This is a genomic window from Streptomyces sp. CA-135486, assembly GCF_050936555.1.
Taxonomy (GTDB): domain Bacteria; phylum Actinomycetota; class Actinomycetes; order Streptomycetales; family Streptomycetaceae; genus Streptomyces.
In genome coordinates, this window is the sequence record NZ_JBNJMM010000001.1 from 214,801 (window position 1) to 230,249 (window position 15,449).

General features: G+C 69.2%; 15 protein-coding genes. 5 read left to right on the forward strand and 10 right to left on the reverse strand.

The window, feature by feature from the left end; genetic code table 11:
* Positions 1 to 45: 45 nt before the first annotated feature.
* Positions 46 to 222: a hypothetical protein gene (locus tag ACQEVG_RS01080; RefSeq protein ID WP_432975544.1), complete on the reverse strand. Its 177-nt coding sequence runs from the start codon at positions 220 to 222 to the stop codon at positions 46 to 48.
* Between the two features lie 121 nt (positions 223 to 343).
* On the opposite strand from ACQEVG_RS01080, the gene ACQEVG_RS01085 reads away from it, so the two are divergent.
* Together ACQEVG_RS01085 and ACQEVG_RS01090 are read left to right on the forward strand one after the other, a co-directional pair.
* Complete coding sequence (locus tag ACQEVG_RS01085; protein WP_432975547.1) at positions 344 to 1,174, forward strand: hypothetical protein; 831 nt, start codon at positions 344 to 346, stop codon at positions 1,172 to 1,174.
* Between the two features lie 75 nt (positions 1,175 to 1,249).
* Entirely contained in the window at positions 1,250 to 1,432 is a 183-nt protein-coding gene (locus tag ACQEVG_RS01090; RefSeq protein ID WP_360878184.1) for a hypothetical protein, read from the forward strand.
* Positions 1,433 to 1,522: 90 nt separating this feature from the next.
* Here ACQEVG_RS01090 and ACQEVG_RS01095 read toward each other — a convergent pair whose 3' ends face one another.
* Positions 1,523 to 1,855 carry a metal-sensitive transcriptional regulator gene (locus ACQEVG_RS01095; RefSeq protein WP_432975550.1) on the reverse strand — a complete coding sequence of 111 codons (333 nt, stop codon included), beginning with the start codon at positions 1,853 to 1,855 and terminating at the stop codon, positions 1,523 to 1,525.
* A gap of 197 nt (positions 1,856 to 2,052) precedes the next feature.
* Here ACQEVG_RS01095 and ACQEVG_RS01100 point away from each other — a divergent pair, with 197 nt between their 5' ends.
* The gene (locus ACQEVG_RS01100) at positions 2,053 to 2,673 is read left to right on the forward strand and encodes a DUF47 domain-containing protein (RefSeq protein WP_307662564.1); all 621 of its coding nucleotides are present in this window, start codon (positions 2,053 to 2,055) and stop codon (positions 2,671 to 2,673) included.
* A 5-nt stretch (positions 2,674 to 2,678) separates the two neighbouring features.
* Positions 2,679 to 3,677 carry an anion permease gene (locus ACQEVG_RS01105; RefSeq protein ID WP_432975555.1) on the forward strand — a complete coding sequence of 333 codons (999 nt, stop codon included), beginning with the start codon at positions 2,679 to 2,681 and terminating at the stop codon, positions 3,675 to 3,677.
* 187 nt (positions 3,678 to 3,864) lie between these two features.
* Here ACQEVG_RS01105 and pstB read toward each other — a convergent pair whose 3' ends face one another.
* The 8 genes from pstB to mshD form a co-directional block, all read right to left on the reverse strand.
* Entirely contained in the window at positions 3,865 to 4,641 is a 777-nt protein-coding gene (gene pstB, locus ACQEVG_RS01110) for a phosphate ABC transporter ATP-binding protein PstB (protein ID WP_432975558.1), read from the reverse strand.
* A 50-nt stretch (positions 4,642 to 4,691) separates the two neighbouring features.
* Positions 4,692 to 5,768 carry a phosphate ABC transporter permease PstA gene (pstA, locus tag ACQEVG_RS01115; RefSeq protein ID WP_432975561.1) on the reverse strand — a complete coding sequence of 359 codons (1,077 nt, stop codon included), beginning with the start codon at positions 5,766 to 5,768 and terminating at the stop codon, positions 4,692 to 4,694.
* Positions 5,765 to 6,763, reverse strand: coding sequence for a phosphate ABC transporter permease subunit PstC (gene pstC / locus ACQEVG_RS01120; RefSeq protein ID WP_432975564.1), 999 nt, complete (start codon positions 6,761 to 6,763; stop codon positions 5,765 to 5,767). The genes pstA and pstC overlap by 4 nt, the downstream gene beginning before the upstream one ends.
* A 103-nt stretch (positions 6,764 to 6,866) precedes the next feature.
* Positions 6,867 to 8,000, reverse strand: a complete 1,134-nt coding sequence (pstS, locus tag ACQEVG_RS01125) for a phosphate ABC transporter substrate-binding protein PstS (RefSeq protein ID WP_432975567.1) — start codon at positions 7,998 to 8,000, stop codon at positions 6,867 to 6,869.
* 188 nt (positions 8,001 to 8,188) lie between these two features.
* Positions 8,189 to 8,602 (reverse strand): NUDIX hydrolase, encoded by a 414-nt coding sequence (locus ACQEVG_RS01130; protein WP_432984923.1) that lies wholly within the window; start codon positions 8,600 to 8,602, stop codon positions 8,189 to 8,191.
* A 19-nt stretch (positions 8,603 to 8,621) separates the two neighbouring features.
* Positions 8,622 to 9,737: a CHAD domain-containing protein gene (locus ACQEVG_RS01135; protein WP_432975570.1), complete on the reverse strand. Its 1,116-nt coding sequence runs from the start codon at positions 9,735 to 9,737 to the stop codon at positions 8,622 to 8,624.
* Positions 9,724 to 11,949 (reverse strand): RNA degradosome polyphosphate kinase, encoded by a 2,226-nt coding sequence (locus ACQEVG_RS01140; protein ID WP_432975573.1) that lies wholly within the window; start codon positions 11,947 to 11,949, stop codon positions 9,724 to 9,726. Before ACQEVG_RS01140 ends, ACQEVG_RS01135 begins: the two co-directional genes overlap by 14 nt.
* Positions 11,950 to 12,392: 443 nt before the next feature.
* Positions 12,393 to 13,316 (reverse strand): mycothiol synthase, encoded by a 924-nt coding sequence (mshD, locus tag ACQEVG_RS01145; protein ID WP_432975576.1) that lies wholly within the window; start codon positions 13,314 to 13,316, stop codon positions 12,393 to 12,395.
* A gap of 262 nt (positions 13,317 to 13,578) precedes the next feature.
* Between mshD and ACQEVG_RS01150 the strand changes: the two genes are divergently transcribed.
* Positions 13,579 to 15,378: a bifunctional metallophosphatase/5'-nucleotidase gene (locus tag ACQEVG_RS01150; RefSeq protein ID WP_432975579.1), complete on the forward strand. Its 1,800-nt coding sequence runs from the start codon at positions 13,579 to 13,581 to the stop codon at positions 15,376 to 15,378.
* Positions 15,379 to 15,449: the final 71 nt, after the last annotated feature.

Below are 15,449 nucleotides of genomic sequence, written 5' to 3' on the forward strand. Positions count from 1 at the left end.
GAACCTCCTGGGGGACGAGACGGCTCTGGGGAGCGAGAGGTTCCGTCAGGGCGCGGAGTCGACTGCCGAGATGTGCAACGCGGCGTCCGTACGTGCCCGTTCGCGCGAACGCCGCGCGGGCCCCAGCCAGCCGCAGACGCATCGGGCCATGGCGAAGGAGCCGCGTTCGGTGGTGGTGGTGTGGTGGGCCGGCGCGTCGCCGCCGGGGGCCTGCGGGTGCACCACTCCACGGTACTGGGACTTGCGGGCGCCCGACTCGCGTGACGAGGGGCCCAGGCCGTCGTTATGCGGGACGGGTGGGCTCTCCTGGAAGCAGCGGTCCGGTGTTGGGGGTTGGCAGGCGATGGTGGTGCAGCAGCACAGGCGCAGGAGCGGGGCTGTCGTCGTGGCGGCCGCCGTACTGGGGATGGCGGCGACCAGCGGCTGCTCCGCAGGTGGTGGCGCGGTCGCCGACGACCGGTGGGGCGGCGGCGCGGGCGACCGGGTGCGCAGGGCCGCGGATGTGCTTGCCGCGACCGGGAGCTCCAGGGCCCGTACGTCCATGGAGACGGCCACCGGCGGGACCCGGGTGACGATCCGGGGTGAGGGCGGCTACGACTTCAGACGGCGGATGGGGCAGCTCGTCGTCGTACTGCCCAAGGACCCCTCGGGCGCGGACGAGCACAGTCCGGTCACCGAGCTGCTGGCGCCGGGTGCGCTGTACATGAAGAACCGGGGCGCGGGCGTGCCCGCCGACAAGTGGGTACGGGTCGACACGACCACCCTGGCGGACGGGAATCTGGTCACCGGGGGCGCGACCGATCCGCTCGCCGCCGCCGAACTGCTGCGCAGCGCACAGGGCGTGACCTACGTCGGGGACGAGCGGCTCGCCGGGACGACCGTGCGGCACTACCGGGGCACCACCGATATCGCACGGGCCGCGCGCGTCGCCGAACCGCACGCCCGCGCCTCACTGGCGGCCGCGGCGAAAGGGTTCGCCAAGGACACCGTGCCCTTCGACGCGTATCTCGACGAACAGGGGCGGCTGCGCAAGGTGCGGCACCGGTTCAGTTTCACCAATGAGAGAGGCACGGTCGCCGTGACCTCGACCACCCTGCTGTACGACTTCGGGGCGCCGATCGTGGTGCGTCTGCCGGAGGAACGGGACATTTACGCCGGGAGGATCAGGGCCTAAATGGTCCGGACGTGCCATGCGCGCGCTGTGCATCACTCCCTACGCTAGGAAGTCGGGACCGGCAGGAAGAGGTGATTGCACGTGGCACCCCCCAGTACGACACTCGTCCAGGACCACGTGGCCCTCGCCGAGATCGAGCTGTGTGGCGAGTTGATCATTGCGGCGTCCGCCGCTGACGAGGAGCGGCTCAGCCCGGACCGTATCGACGAGGTGCTGAAAGTGGCGGCCGAGCGGTTTGCCGCGACACGGCAGGAATGAATCAGAGGCGGCGCGGCCGGGAGGCCGTCGCCGCGGCCCATGGGAGTATCCGGCTCGGATGTATCGGGCGTAACAGGCGTAACAGGCGTGTCAGGTACGAAGAAGGCGCGCGATCGCCTTCGTCGCCTCCTCGACCTTCGCGTCGATCTCGTCGCCGCCCTTCACCGCCGCATCCGCGACGCAGTGCCGCAGATGCTCCTCGAGGAGCTGAAGGGCGAAGGACTGCAGCGCCTTCGTGGAAGCGGAGACCTGGGTGAGTATGTCGATGCAGTAGACGCCCTCGTCGACCATCCGCTGCAGCCCGCGGATCTGGCCCTCGATCCGGCGCAGTCGCTTGAGGTGTTCGTCCTTCTGCTTGTGGTACCCGTGCACACCGCGGTCGTGGTCCGTGACCGGGGGGCCGGCCGCCTCGGTGGTCGTCATCGCGTCCTCCCGTTGTCCAGAAAGGGCCTGGATACCCCTCGTGGGTATATGGTAACGAATCGCGCCGGATCGGGGCATGGGGACCCCGTGCTGATCCCTGAGTCTGATGGGCGACACTGATGGACGCCGGTTAGCCGTGGCCGGATGATGCACCTAGCATCAGCCTGACCAAATCGAGAGCACCCCGAGGACCCCACGTGCGATTTCGTCTGACCCCCAGGGAGACGAGCTTCTACGACATGTTTGCCGCATCCGCGGACAACATCGTCACGGGCTCGAAGCTCCTCATGGAACTGCTCGGGGCGGATGCCTCCGGCCGGGCCGAGATCGCGGAGCGGATGCGGGCAGCGGAACACGCTGGGGACGACGCCACGCACGCGATCTTCCACCAGCTGAACTCCTCGTTCATCACGCCGTTCGACCGCGAGGACATCTACAAGCTCGCGTCGTCGCTCGACGACATCATGGACTTCATGGAGGAGGCCGTCGACCTGGTCGTGCTCTACCAGGTCGAGGAGCTCCCCAAGGGCGTCGAGCAGCAGATCGAGGTCCTGGCCCGGGCCGCGGAGCTGACCGCGGAGGCCATGCCGCATCTGCGGACCATGGACAACCTGACCGAGTACTGGATCGAGGTCAACCGGCTGGAGAACCAGGCCGACCAGATTCACCGCAAGCTTCTTGCCACGCTCTTCAACGGTAAGTACGACGCCATCGAGGTGCTCAAGCTCAAGCAGATCGTGGATGTGCTGGAGGAGGCGGCCGACGCCTTCGAGCATGTTGCGAACACCGTGGAGACCATCGCGGTCAAGGAGTCCTGAACCTCGTGGACACCCTTGCCCTGATCGTGACCATTGGCGTCGCGCTCGGATTCACGTACACCAACGGCTTTCACGACTCCGCGAACGCGATCGCGACCTCGGTCTCCACGCGTGCGCTGACGCCACGCGCGGCGCTGGCGATGGCCGCGGTGATGAACCTCGCCGGCGCCTTCCTAGGTCAGGGCGTCGCGAAGACCGTCAGCGAAGGGCTCATCGAGACGCCCCAGGGCAACCAGGGGATGGGCATCCTCTTCGCCGCTCTCCTCGGGGCGATCGTGTGGAACCTGGTCACCTGGTACTTCGGTCTGCCGTCGTCCTCTTCCCATGCGCTGTTCGGCGGGATGGTGGGCGCGGCGCTCGCGGGCGGGACCGAGGTGATCTGGACCGGGGTGCTCGAGAAGGTCGTCATCCCGATGTTCGTCTCCCCGTTCGTCGGCCTGATCTGCGGCTATCTGGTGATGGTCGCCATCCTGTGGATGTTCCGGAAGTCCAGTCCGAACAAGACCAAGCGCGGTTTCCGCATAGCGCAGACGGTCTCGGCGGCGGGCATGGCGCTCGGTCACGGTCTCCAGGACGCGCAGAAGACGATGGGCATCGTGGTGATGGCGCTCGTCATCGCGGATGTGCAGAGCCAGGGCGATGAGATTCCGGTCTGGGTGAAGATCGCATGTGCGCTGATGCTGTCGCTCGGGACGTACGCGGGTGGCTGGCGGATCATGCGAACCCTCGGCCGCAAGATCATCGAGCTGGATCCGCCGCAGGGGTTCGCGGCGGAGACGACGGGGGCGTCGATCATGTTCGGCTCCGCGTTCCTGTTCCACGCGCCGATCTCGACGACGCATGTGATCACGTCCGCGATCATGGGGGTTGGCGCGACGAAGCGGGTGAACGCGGTGCGGTGGGGGGTTGCGAAGAACATCGTCCTGGGGTGGTTCATCACGATGCCGGCCGCGGCGATCGTCGCTGCGCTGAGCTATGGGTTCGTGTACCTGGTGTTCGGCTGACGGCTCGAGGAGCCCCCTGCCCCGCAGAGGTCAGCAGACGGCCATCTCTCCTCGGTCGTCTATCGCCGCGATGGGCCCCGGCCAGGGGGCGCAACGGCTGGGGCCCGCCCCCTGGGAGAGGGGGCGGGCCCTTCGTCTTGCGGTGGCACCGCCATGCAGCACCGCAGGACGCTCGTGGCGCCGGTGACTATCCGAAGCGTCCCGAGATGTAGTCCTCGGTCGCCTGCACCGACGGATTCGCGAAGATCCGCTCAGTCTCGTCGATCTCGATCAGCCTCCCGGGCTGCCCGACCGCCGAGAGGTTGAAGAACGCCGTACGGTCCGAGACCCGCGCCGCCTGCTGCATGTTGTGGGTCACGATGACGATCGTGAAGCGCTCCTTCAGCTCCCCGATCAGGTCCTCGATCGCGAGCGTCGAGATCGGGTCCAGCGCCGAGCACGGCTCGTCCATCAGCAGCACGTCCGGCTCGACCGCGATCGCGCGGGCGATGCACAGCCGCTGCTGCTGGCCGCCGGAGAGGCTGGAGCCGGGCTTGTTCAGGCGGTCCTTGACCTCGTTCCAGAGGTTCGCGCCCCTGAGGGACTTCTCGACGACGTCCGCCAGCCGGTTCTTCTTGTACGAGCCGTTCAGCCGCAGGCCCGCCGCCACATTGTCGAAGATCGACATCGTCGGGAAGGGGTTCGGCCGCTGGAAGACCATGCCGACCGTACGGCGTACGGCGACGGGGTCGACGCTGGAGGCGTACAGGTTCTCGTCGTCCAGCAGCACCTTGCCCTCGACGCGGCCGCCGGGCGTGACCTCGTGCATACGGTTCAGGGTGCGCAGAAACGTGGACTTTCCGCAGCCGGACGGGCCGATGAAGGCCGTCACGGAGCGAGGCTCCACGGTCATCGAGATGTCCTCGATCGCCTTGTGGGAGCCGTAGTAGGCAGTCAGGCCGCTGACGTCGATTCGCTTGGCCATGGGGATCACTTCCAATCTGCCGCCACGCGGCGGCAGCCGCAAATTGACGCTTAGCGGCCGGTCTTGGGGGCCTTCCAGCGGGCAATGCCGCGGGCCACCAGGTTGAGGAGCATGACGAAGGCGATCAGGACCAGGGCGGCGGCCCAGGCGCGGTCGTACGACGCCTCGCTGCCGACCCGGTACTGCTCCCAGATGTAGAAGGGGAGCGAGGACTGGGCGCCTTCGAACGGGTTGGTGTTGATCAGCTGGCTGCCGAAGACCAGAAGCATGATCGGTGCGGTCTCACCGGCGATACGCGCGATCGCGAGCATCACACCAGTGGTGATACCCCCGAGCGCGGTCGGGATGACCACCTTCAGGATCGTGCGCCACTTCGGTACGCCGAGGGCCAGCGAGGCCTCGCGCAGCTCGTTCGGGACGAGCTTGAGCATCTCCTCGGTGGAGCGGACCACGACCGGGATCATCAGGATCGACAGCGCCAGCGCGCCCATCAGGCCGGACGGCTGCAGATGGAACATCAGCATGATCGAGAGGATGAAGAGACCGGCGACGATCGACGGGATGCCCGTCATGACGTCGACGAAGAAGGTGACGGCCTTGGCGAGCGCGCCCCCGCCGTACTCCACCAGGTAGACCGCGGTCAGCAGGCCGATCGGCACCGAGACGAGGGTGGCGAGGCCGACCTGCTCCAGGGTGCCGAGGATGGCGTGGTAGACGCCGCCGCCCGCCTCGAAGCCGGGGACGCCGGCCATGGAGTGACTGAGGAAGTACCCGTTGAGGACCTTCATACCGCGGCTGACGGTCACCCAGATCAGCGAGAACAGCGGGATCACGGCGAGGATGAAGCAGACCCACACGACGCTGGTGGCGAGGCGGTCCTTCGCCTGGCGCTTGTTCTCGACGATCGAGGTGACGACGTACGAGACGAGCAGGAAGAGCAGGGCCGAGACGAGGCCCCACTGCACGCGGCTCTCCCAGTCGGCCACGATGCCGATGCCGCAGCCGAGGGCGATCGAGAAGACCGCGAATGCGATGGGGGCCCAGCGCGGCAGGGACCGGGCGCTGAGGGCGCCCTTGCGGGCGGCGGGGGCCGGGGTCGGCCTGTCCTTGATGGCGCTCTGGCTCATGCGTTGGCCCCCGAGTACTCCTTGCGGCGGGCGATGATCAGCCGGGCCGCGCCGTTGACCAGCAGGGTCAGGACGAACAGGACCAGGCCGGAGGCGATCAGGGCGTCGCGCCCGAGCTCATTGGCCTCGTCGAACTTCGCCGCGATGTTCTGGGCGAAGGTTCCGCCGCCCGGGTTGAGCAGATGCAGAGAGATCACGAAGCTCGGGGAGAGGACCGTGGCGACGGCCATCGTCTCGCCGAGCGCGCGGCCCAGGCCCAGCATCGAGGCGGAGATCACGCCCGAGCGGCCGAACGGGAGGACCGACATCCGGATGACCTCCCAGCGGGTGGCGCCGAGGGCGAGGGCCGCCTCCTCGTTCATGCGCGGGACCTGCAGGAAGACTTCGCGGCTGACGCTGGTCACGATCGGCAGGATCATGATCGCGAGCAGAATGCCCACGGTGAACAGCGAGCGGGCGACGCCGACCTCGGTCTTCTCGAAGATGTACGTCCAGCCGAAGAACTCGTCCAGCCAGAGGTTGAGGCCTTCGAGGTACGGGACCAGGAAGAGGGCGCCCCAGATGCCGTAGATGATCGACGGCACGGCGGCCAGCAGATCCACTACGTAGGCGATGGGCGCGGCGAGCCTGCGCGGCGCGTAGTGCGAGATGAACAGCGCGATGCCGACGGCGATCGGAACGGCGATCACCATCGCGATGATCGAGCTGATCACCGTGCCGAAGAGGAGGACCGCGATGCCGAAGACCGGCGGGTTGCCCGCCGGGTTCCAGTCGAAGGTGGTGAGGAAGTTGCCCTGGTCCTTCGAGATGGCGATGGTGGCGCGGTAGGTCAGGAACGCGGCGATCGACGCCATGATCACCAGGAGCAGGATGCCCGAGCCGCGGGACAGGCCGATGAAGACCTTGTCGCCTGCGCGACCCGTGGAGGTGCTCTTCCTGGCGGACGGCGGAGCCGGCGCTGGGGGCGGGGAGTCTATGGATGTGGTGGAAGCCATGATCTTTCCGGTCTGTGGTGGGGGAGCGGCTGGACTCCCCTGGCGGCGGTGCACCGGATGGGTTGGCCGGCGGAGGCTGGAGTGCCCCCGCCGGCCTGTTGTGTTACTTCAGACCCGCGATCGTCTCGCGGACCTTGGAGTTGATCTCGGCCGGGATCGGGGCGTAGCCGGCGTCCGCGAGGATCTTCTGACCCTCTTCACTGGCGGTGTAGGTCAGGAAGGACTTGACCGTGCCCAGGGTGTCGGCCTTGTTGCCGTTGTCGCAGACGACCTCGTAGGTCACCAGGACGAGCGGGTAGGCACCCTCGGCCTTGGTGGTGTAGTCGAGACCGAGGGCCAGGTCCTTGCCGGTGCCCTTGATCTTCGCGGCGGCAATGGCCTTCGAGGCGTTCTCGGAGGAGGCCTCGACCGGGGCCGCGGCACCGGTGTTGATCTTCACGGTCGGGATCGACTGCGAGCTCGCGTAGGAGAGCTCGAAGTAACCGATCGCGCCGTCGACCTGCTTGACCTGGGCGGCGACGCCGGAGGAGCCGGACGCGGCCTGGCCACCGGGGGCCGGCCACTTCTTCTCGGGCTCGTAGGGCCAGTCGGCCTTGGCCGTGGCGGCCAGGTACTTGCCGAGGTTCGCCGTGGTGCCGGAGTCCTCGGAGCGGTGGAAGGCCTGGATCGCCTTGTCCGGCAGCGTCGCGCCCTTGTTGAGCTGGGCGATCGCCGGGTCGTTCCACTTCTTGATCTTGCCGTTGAAGATCTTGGCGAGGGTCGGGGCGTCCAGCGTCAGGTTGTCCACGCCCTGCAGGTTGTAGCCGATGGCGATCGGGCCACCGACCATGGGCAGGTTGATGCCCTGGCCGCTCTTGCAGACCTTCTTCGACTCGGCGACCTCTTCGGGCTTGAGCGCCGAGTCGGAGCCGGCGAAGCCCACGGTGCCCTGGTTGAAGGCGATGATGCCCTCACCGGACGAGGAGGCCTTGTAGTTGACCTCGACCCCCGAGCACGTCGCCATGTAGTTCTTCACCCAGAGGTCCATGGCGTTCTTCTGCGCGCTGGAGCCGGAGGCCAGGAGCTTGCCCTTCGCGCCGTCGCACTTGATGTTCGTCGCCGCGTTGGTCTTCTCGCCGGTGCCGCCGGTGCCGCCCGCGTTGTTGTCCGAACCGCACGCCGTGAGGACCAGGGCGCCGGTCACGGCGAGGGCGCCGAGCGCGGTGGCGCGAAGCCCGTTTTTGCGCTGAAGCTTCACTTTCGGGTGTTCCTTCCAGGAGCCGCGGGACGCGGCGCGTTTCGGGGGTGGGGGAACCGGCACTGTGCCGGTCACCGTGTAGGGCCGAAATTAGGCAGATCAGATGAAGCCGCCCACGGGGGAGAGTGAACGGAAGGTGAACCGTGTCGGGCAGCTGAGTGCCCGACCGTGGCCTGCGCCACGGCCGCTCACGCCGAGTGCAGGGCATCCAGCAGGGCGTCGACCAGAAGGCGGTCGCGGGGCTGGGTGAGGCGGTTGCGGGCCGCCACGGGCGACAGCCAGAGAATGCGGTCCACCTCCTCGTTCGGCGCGAAGGACCCTGTCGTCGCCTCGGCCGCCCAGTAGCTGACCTGCTTGGGCCGCCCGTTTGCAACGTAACGCGCGGTGGGCAGCCGGGCATCCGGTACACAGTGGTGGCCGGTCTCTTCGAGCACCTCGCGCAGTGCGCAGTCGAGCGCGTCCTCGTTGCGCTTCTGCTTCCCTTTCGGATGCGACCAATCGTCATATTTTGGTCGGTGTACGAGGCAGATCTCGATGCCCTCGTCGCCGTACGGGGAACGCCGCCACAGCACACAGCCCGCGGCCGGCACGGTGTCGTCCATCATCGGAGCCCCGCCCCCCTCATGGGGCCGTCACCGCCGTGGCCCGCCACGCCAGCTGGAAGGCGAACCGGGCTGCCTCCACCTCGTGCCGCTGGTCGGCGTGCAGCACCCCGAGGGCGTACGCGGTGGCCGGGGCGATCCGCGGTGTGCGGGCTGCCGTGGCCGCGGCCGCGGCAGCCTCGGCGGCGTCGCGGTGGTGGTCGAGGACGAGGCCCGCGTGGCAGAGCACCGGGTCCGTCTGCGGGTGCAGTACTTCCTGTGCGTACCGGTGCATGCGCAGCAGCAGCCGGACCTGGTGCCAGGGGGCGTCCTGTGCCTCCTCGGCCGACGCGGTGGCGAGGCCGTGCACCAGGGCCTCCGCGTTGTACGGGTGCGCGGCGCGGCCCAGCGGCAGCGCGGCAACCGCTTCGAGCAGCTGCCGCTCGGCGAGCTCGGCGGGCAGGGCCAGGGTCTCGGCGGCCGGACCGCCTGCCGCCGGGACCAGGGGAAGCTCGGAGGCGAGCACGGCGACGGAGTCGGCGACCGCGTGGAAGCGGGAGGAGCCGAGCGCCTGGAGGGCCGCGGAGTGGGCGCGGGTCCTGGCGAGGGTGAGCTGCCGCTCCAGGAGGGCTCCGGCGCGCGCCGCCCCCACGGTCAGGCTGCCGGTGGCGCGCGGGGTGTCGGCGGCGGATTTGCCGGAGGCGGTTTCGGAGTCGCCGGACCCGACGGACGAGGGGGCATCGGTCCCGCGCGGGCGAAGCTCGCCCCTCGCCGGTGGCAGCGGGCTCGCCCCCGACAGCCTCGACAGCGCTTCGAGCAGCCGGCCGAGCCGCGAGGTGCAGGCGTGTTCCTGTGCCAACGTCGCGGACAGCCAGGCCAGTTCGGTGCGCAGCCCGTCCGCCCAGGAGGCGTCGAGCAGCGGCCGGAAGGTGTGCAGCGTCCCGCTGATGCGCCGGGCGGCCTGCCGCAGCGCGCGGGCGGCCTCCGCCACGCCCGCGGTGTCCGCGCCGCTCTCGCTGTGCAGCCGCAGACTGCGCAGGAAGTCGCCCGCCCGGGCATGCAGATACCGGGCCAGCGCCTCGCCCGCCGTGGGTGCGGCGGAGAGGGCGGCCGGGACGGGGGCAGCGTCCTGCCGGGACAGATCAGGGCTGTGCACGCCGGCGCCTCCGGGCGTCTATGAGCATCTCCTGTACATGCCGCAGCGGCTGGCCGTCCGGGTCCGTCGAATGCCGGGTCCAGGCGCCGTCCGGGCCCAGATGCCAGGAGGACGTGGTGTCGGACATGCCGGTTTCCAGCAGCCGGGTCAGCGCCGCGCGGTGGGACGGGTCGGTGACCCGCACCAGTGCCTCGATACGGCGGTCGAGGTTGCGGTGCATCATGTCGGCGCTGCCGAACCACACTTCGGGCTCGCCGCCGTTGCCGAAGGCGAAGATCCGGGAGTGTTCCAGGAAGCGGCCGAGTATCGAGCGCACCCGGATGTTCTCCGAGAGGCCGGGGACCCCGGGGCGTATCGCGCATATGCCGCGGACCCAGATGTCCACCGGCACCCCGGCCATCGCGGCCCGGTAGCAGGCGTCGATGACGGCCTCGTCCACCATCGAGTTGACCTTGATGCGTACGTAGGCGGGGCGTCCGGCGCGGTGGTGCGCGACTTCCTTGTTGATGCGCGAAATGAGGCCGTCGCGCAGGGACTTGGGGGCGACCAGGAGCCGGCGGTAGGTCTCGCGGCGGGAGTATCCCGACAGCCGGTTGAACAGGTCCGAGAGGTCGGCGCCGACCTGCGGGTCCGCGGTCAGGAGCCCCAGGTCCTCGTAGAGGCGGGCGGTCTTCGGGTGGTAGTTGCCGGTGCCGACGTGGGAGTAGCGGCGCAGCGTGTCGCCCTCCTGGCGTACCACCAGCGACAGCTTGCAGTGGGTCTTGAGACCGACGAGCCCGTAGACGACATGGCAGCCGGCCTCCTCCAGCTTCCGCGCCCACTTGATGTTGGCCTGCTCGTCGAAGCGGGCCTTGATCTCGACCAGGACGAGGACCTGCTTGCCCGACTCGGCGGCGTCTATCAGCGCGTCCACTATCGGGGACTCGCCGCTGGTGCGGTACAGCGTCTGCTTGATGGTCAGCACGTCCGGGTCGGCCGCGGCCTGCTCCAGGAAGGCCTGCACGGACGTCGAGAACGAGTCGTAGGGGTGGTGCAGCAGCACGTCGCGCTCGCGCAGCGCCATGAAGATGTCGGGCGCGGAGGCCGACTCGACCTCGGAGAGGTCCCGGTGGGTGCCCGCGACGAACTTCGGGTACTTCAGCTCGGGCCGGTCCAGCGCCGCGATGCCGAACAGTCCGGTCAGGTCCAGCGGCCCGGGCAGCGGGTAGACCTCCGCGTCGGACACCTTCAGCTCGCGGACCAGCAGGTCGAGGACGTACGGGTCGATGGACTCCTCGACCTCGAGGCGCACCGGCGGGCCGAAGCGGCGCCGCATGAGCTCCTTCTCCAGGGCCTTCAGGAGGTTCTCGGCGTCGTCCTCCTCGACCTCCAGGTCCTCGTTCCTGGTCACCCGGAACATGTGGTGCGCGAGCACCTCCATGCCGGGGAAGAGCTCCTCCAGATGTGCCGCGATGACGTCCTCCAGCGGCACGTATCGCTGCGGGGACGCCTCCAGGAAGCGGGACAGCAGCGGCGGGACCTTCACCCGGGCGAAGTGGCGGTGCCCGCTGACCGGGTTCCGCACCACGACGGCCAGATTGAGCGACAGACCGGAGATGTACGGGAAGGGGTGCGCGGGGTCCACGGCCAGCGGGGTCAGCACGGGGAAGATCTGCTGGCGGAAGAGCGTGAAGAGGCGCGCCTGCTCCTTCTCGGTGAGGTCGGGCCAGCGGATCAGATGGATGCCCTCGTCGGCGAGCGCCGGGGCGATGTCCTGCTGGTAGGCGGCGGCGTGCCGGGCCATGAGCTCGCGGGAACGGGTCCAGATCAGGTCCAGGACCTCGCGGGGCTGCAGGCCGGAGGCGGAGCGGGTGGCGACGCCGGTGGCGATGCGGCGCTTGAGTCCGGCGACCCGGACCATGAAGAACTCGTCGAGGTTGCTGGCAAAGATCGCCAGGAAGTTCGCCCGTTCGAGCAGGGGGGTCGCGGGGTCCTCGGCGAGCTCCAGAACGCGCTCGTTGAAGGCGAGCCAGCTGCGCTCGCGGTCCAGGAACCGCCCCGCCGCCAATTCGCCGACGCCCTGGTGTTCCTCCTCGTATGCGTCGAGATCGGCGTCGATATCGGGTTCCAGGTCGGAGACCGTGGCCGCGACGGTGTGCGGGCGGTGCGCGGCGATGGAACCGACGGACGGCTGGGGGTGCTGGACCGGGACCTCGGCGGGCTGCTGGCTCATGAACCCATTCTTCCGCGTGGAAGGCGTGATGGGCGCGTCGGAGAGGGCCGGGACCGGAGGGATCTTCCCGTTCGGGGAGGCGGGCACAGCGGGCTGCATTGAGTGAGGGTCGCAAGGTCGTCTGAATGGCCGGTAACAACGACATGACGTGAGGGGAAGCGTGGCGGGGCCCACGGGGGGTCCGGCGGGTGGGTCCGGCGTCGCGCGGGCCCACCCGGGCACCGCCGCGGCAGCCGGAATGCTGCGGCGGCGGTGGCCGCGGCAAGGGCCCGGGGCGCCCGGCGGCCATTCAGTGCCCCAGGGTCCGGTGCGGGGTGCGTCAGGGCCCGGGGCGCCCGGCGGCCATTCAGTGCCCCAGGCTCCGGTGCGGTGCGGTGCGTCAGGGCCCGGGGCGCCCCGCCGGCCATTCAGCGACCCGGGACTCCGTGCGGTACGCGTGCGCCTCAGGATTCGGTGCGGTACATCAGATCCACCTCGTGCGTGACGAAGCCCAGCCGCTCGTACACCGCAAGCGCGGCGGGGTTGTCCGCGTCGACGTACAGCATCGCGGTCGGCAGCCCTTGCGCGGCGAGATGGCGCAGCCCGATCGCGGTGAGGGCCTTGCCGAGGCCGCCGCCCTGGGCGTCGGGGCGGATGCCGAGGACATACACCTCGCCGAGGTGCTCCGCGGCGTGCACCTTCGTCCAGTGGAAGCCGATGATCTCCCCGTCGCGCTCGGCCAGGAAGAAGCCTTTGGGGTCGAACCATGCCTCGCTCTTGCGGTCGTCGAGGTCCCGCTGGATCAGTGAGCCCTGCTCGGGGTGGTGCGCGAAGGCGGCGGCGTTCACCGCGAGCCAGGCCGCGTCGTCCTGCCCCGGTACAAAGGTGCGTACGGTCACGCCCGCCGGGAACACCGGCTCGGGGATGTCCAGCGGGCTCAACGGCCTTCGCAGCTGGCGCAGTTCACGGAAAAGGGTCAGTCCGAGCACCTGGGCCAGATGCCGCGCGGCGGACTTCCCGCCATGCGCCCACACCCGTAGCCGCTTGCCGGATGCCCCCAGCAGCGCACTCCCGAGCGCCCGCCCGTGCCCCCGCCCCCGGTGCGCGGGATGCACGACCAACTCGGCGGCCGGGGCCTCGACGGGGTCGGTGTCCTCCAGCTGCGCGTACCCGATCAGCTCGCCGCCGACGGTGAGCAGAAGATGCCGAACGCCCTCCCGCTTGCCGCCCTTCAGCTGCAGCCGACCCTGCTCGGAGACGGCCTGCATCCCATCGGCACGGGCGGCTTCCTCGAGCATGTCGAGCACGTCCTGGGCCTGCCCGGGGCTGAGCTCGTCAAGGGTCTGAATCTGCCGGCCGGGCTCCGGAATCACCGCATCAGTGGTCATGGGTCGAGGGTACGGCCGTGCGGCACGTTGTCGGCGGTAAGGGCCAGGTCATGCGTGCAGCCGATCGTCCGGAGCAGGCAGCTCCGCATCGCGTACGAGGGTGTCGGCGACGGCCGGACAGAGGAGCGGGCGAGGGCGCGAGTGACCCCTTTGGCGAACGATGGCAACCAGGTCGTAACCCGTACCCCCTGTCGCGCTACGCGCGTTGACTCTAGGCTGCCGCTCGCAGCCTTTGGACCACGCTGAACTGACAAGGGGACAGATGTCAGCGACACCGCACAAGAACCGCCTCCGCCTACTCGCCGCGGTCGCTGGACTGACCACCGTCGGCGCGCTGGTCGCCGCGATGCCCGCCGGGGCCCAGGAGAGCGGCCACGGTCACGGACACGGTTACGGCCGAACCGTGGACGTACAACTGCTGTCCTTCAACGACCTGCACGGAAACCTGGAGCCGCCCGCCGGCTCGGCCGGCCGGGTCACGCACCGGAACGAGGACGGCACGACCAGGACGATCGACGCGGGCGGCGTCGAGTACCTCGCCACGCATCTGCGCGAGGCCCGCAAGGCCAACAAGTACTCGATCACCGCCGCCGCGGGCGACATGGTCGGTGCCTCGCCGCTGCTCTCCGGGCTCTTCCACGACGAGCCGACCATCGAGGCGCTGAACAAGCTGAACCTCGACGTCACCTCCGTCGGCAACCACGAGTTCGACGAGGGCGCCAAGGAACTGGCCCGGATACAGAACGGCGGCTGTCACCAGACCGACGGCTGCTACGAGAAGGGCAAGAAGTTCCGGGGCGCGGACTTCCCGTATCTCGCCGCCAATGTGACGGATGAGAAGACCGGCAAGCCGCTGCTCGACCCGTACTTCATCTGGAAGAAGAACGGGGTCAAGATCGGCTTCATCGGGGTGACCCTGGAGGGCACGCCGGACATCGTCAACGCCGCGGGGGTCAAGGGCCTCAAGTTCGGCGACGAGGTCGAGACGATCAACAAGTACACCAAGGTGCTGGAGCGCAAGGGCGTCAAGTCGATCGTCGCCCTGATCCACGAGGGCGGCCTGCCCGCCTCGCCCGCGTACAACTACAACTGCGACAGCCCGGGCCCCGGCGACGGTGTCTCCGGCCCGATCGTCGACATCGCCAAGAAGATCAGCCCGCAGGTCGACGCCCTGGTGACCGGTCACACCCACCAGGCGTACGCGTGCACCATCCTGGACCCGTCCGGCAGGCCGCGTACGGTCACCTCGGCGGCCTCGTTCGGCAAGCTGTACACCGACACGACGCTCACCTACGACCGTCGTACGAAGGACATCGTCCGTACCACCGTGGCCTCCGCGAACCATGTCGTCACCCGTGATGTGCCGAAGGCCGAGGACATGACCCGGCTGATCCAGCGGTGGAACACGCTGGCCGCGCCGGTCGCGAGCCGGCCGGTCGGCTACATCTCCGCCGACATCGAGAACCCCTTCGACGCAGCCGAGAAGCCGCTGGGCGATCTGATCGCGGACGCACAGCTGGAGGGTCTCGCCCCGGCGGACAAGGGCGGGGCGCAGATCGCCCTCATGAACCCGGGCGGCATCCGCGCGGGACTGGTCCACAAGGCGTCCGGCAGTGAGGGCGACGGTGTGGTGACCTACGGCGAGGCGTTCACGGTCCAGCCGTTCACCAACATGATGAACGTCGTCGACCTGACCGGCGCCCAGCTGATCACCACGCTCAAGCAGCAGGTCAGTGGCGCGAACCAGGCCTCCCCGAAGATCCTCCAGGTGTCGAAGGGCTTCACGTACACCCTGGATCTGACGAAGACCGGCGCGGACCGGATCGTGGACGGCTCGGTCAAGCTGAACGGCGAGGCGATCGACCCGGCGAAGACCTACCGGGTCGCGATGAACGAGTTCCTGGCGGGCGGCGGCGACGGCTTCCCCGTGCTCAAGGAGCACAAGAACAAGCTCGTCGGCGCCTCCGACCTGGAGGTCCTCAACGCCTATCTGGCCGCGCACTCCAGCGCGAGCGCGCCGCTCGCGCCGCCGGTGACGGGGCGGATCACGGTCGTGAAGTAGCGGTACCGGCAGTACGACGGCGGGGCGGTGGGCCAAGGGCCTGCCGCCCCGCGCGTGTTCGTGGCGTCGGG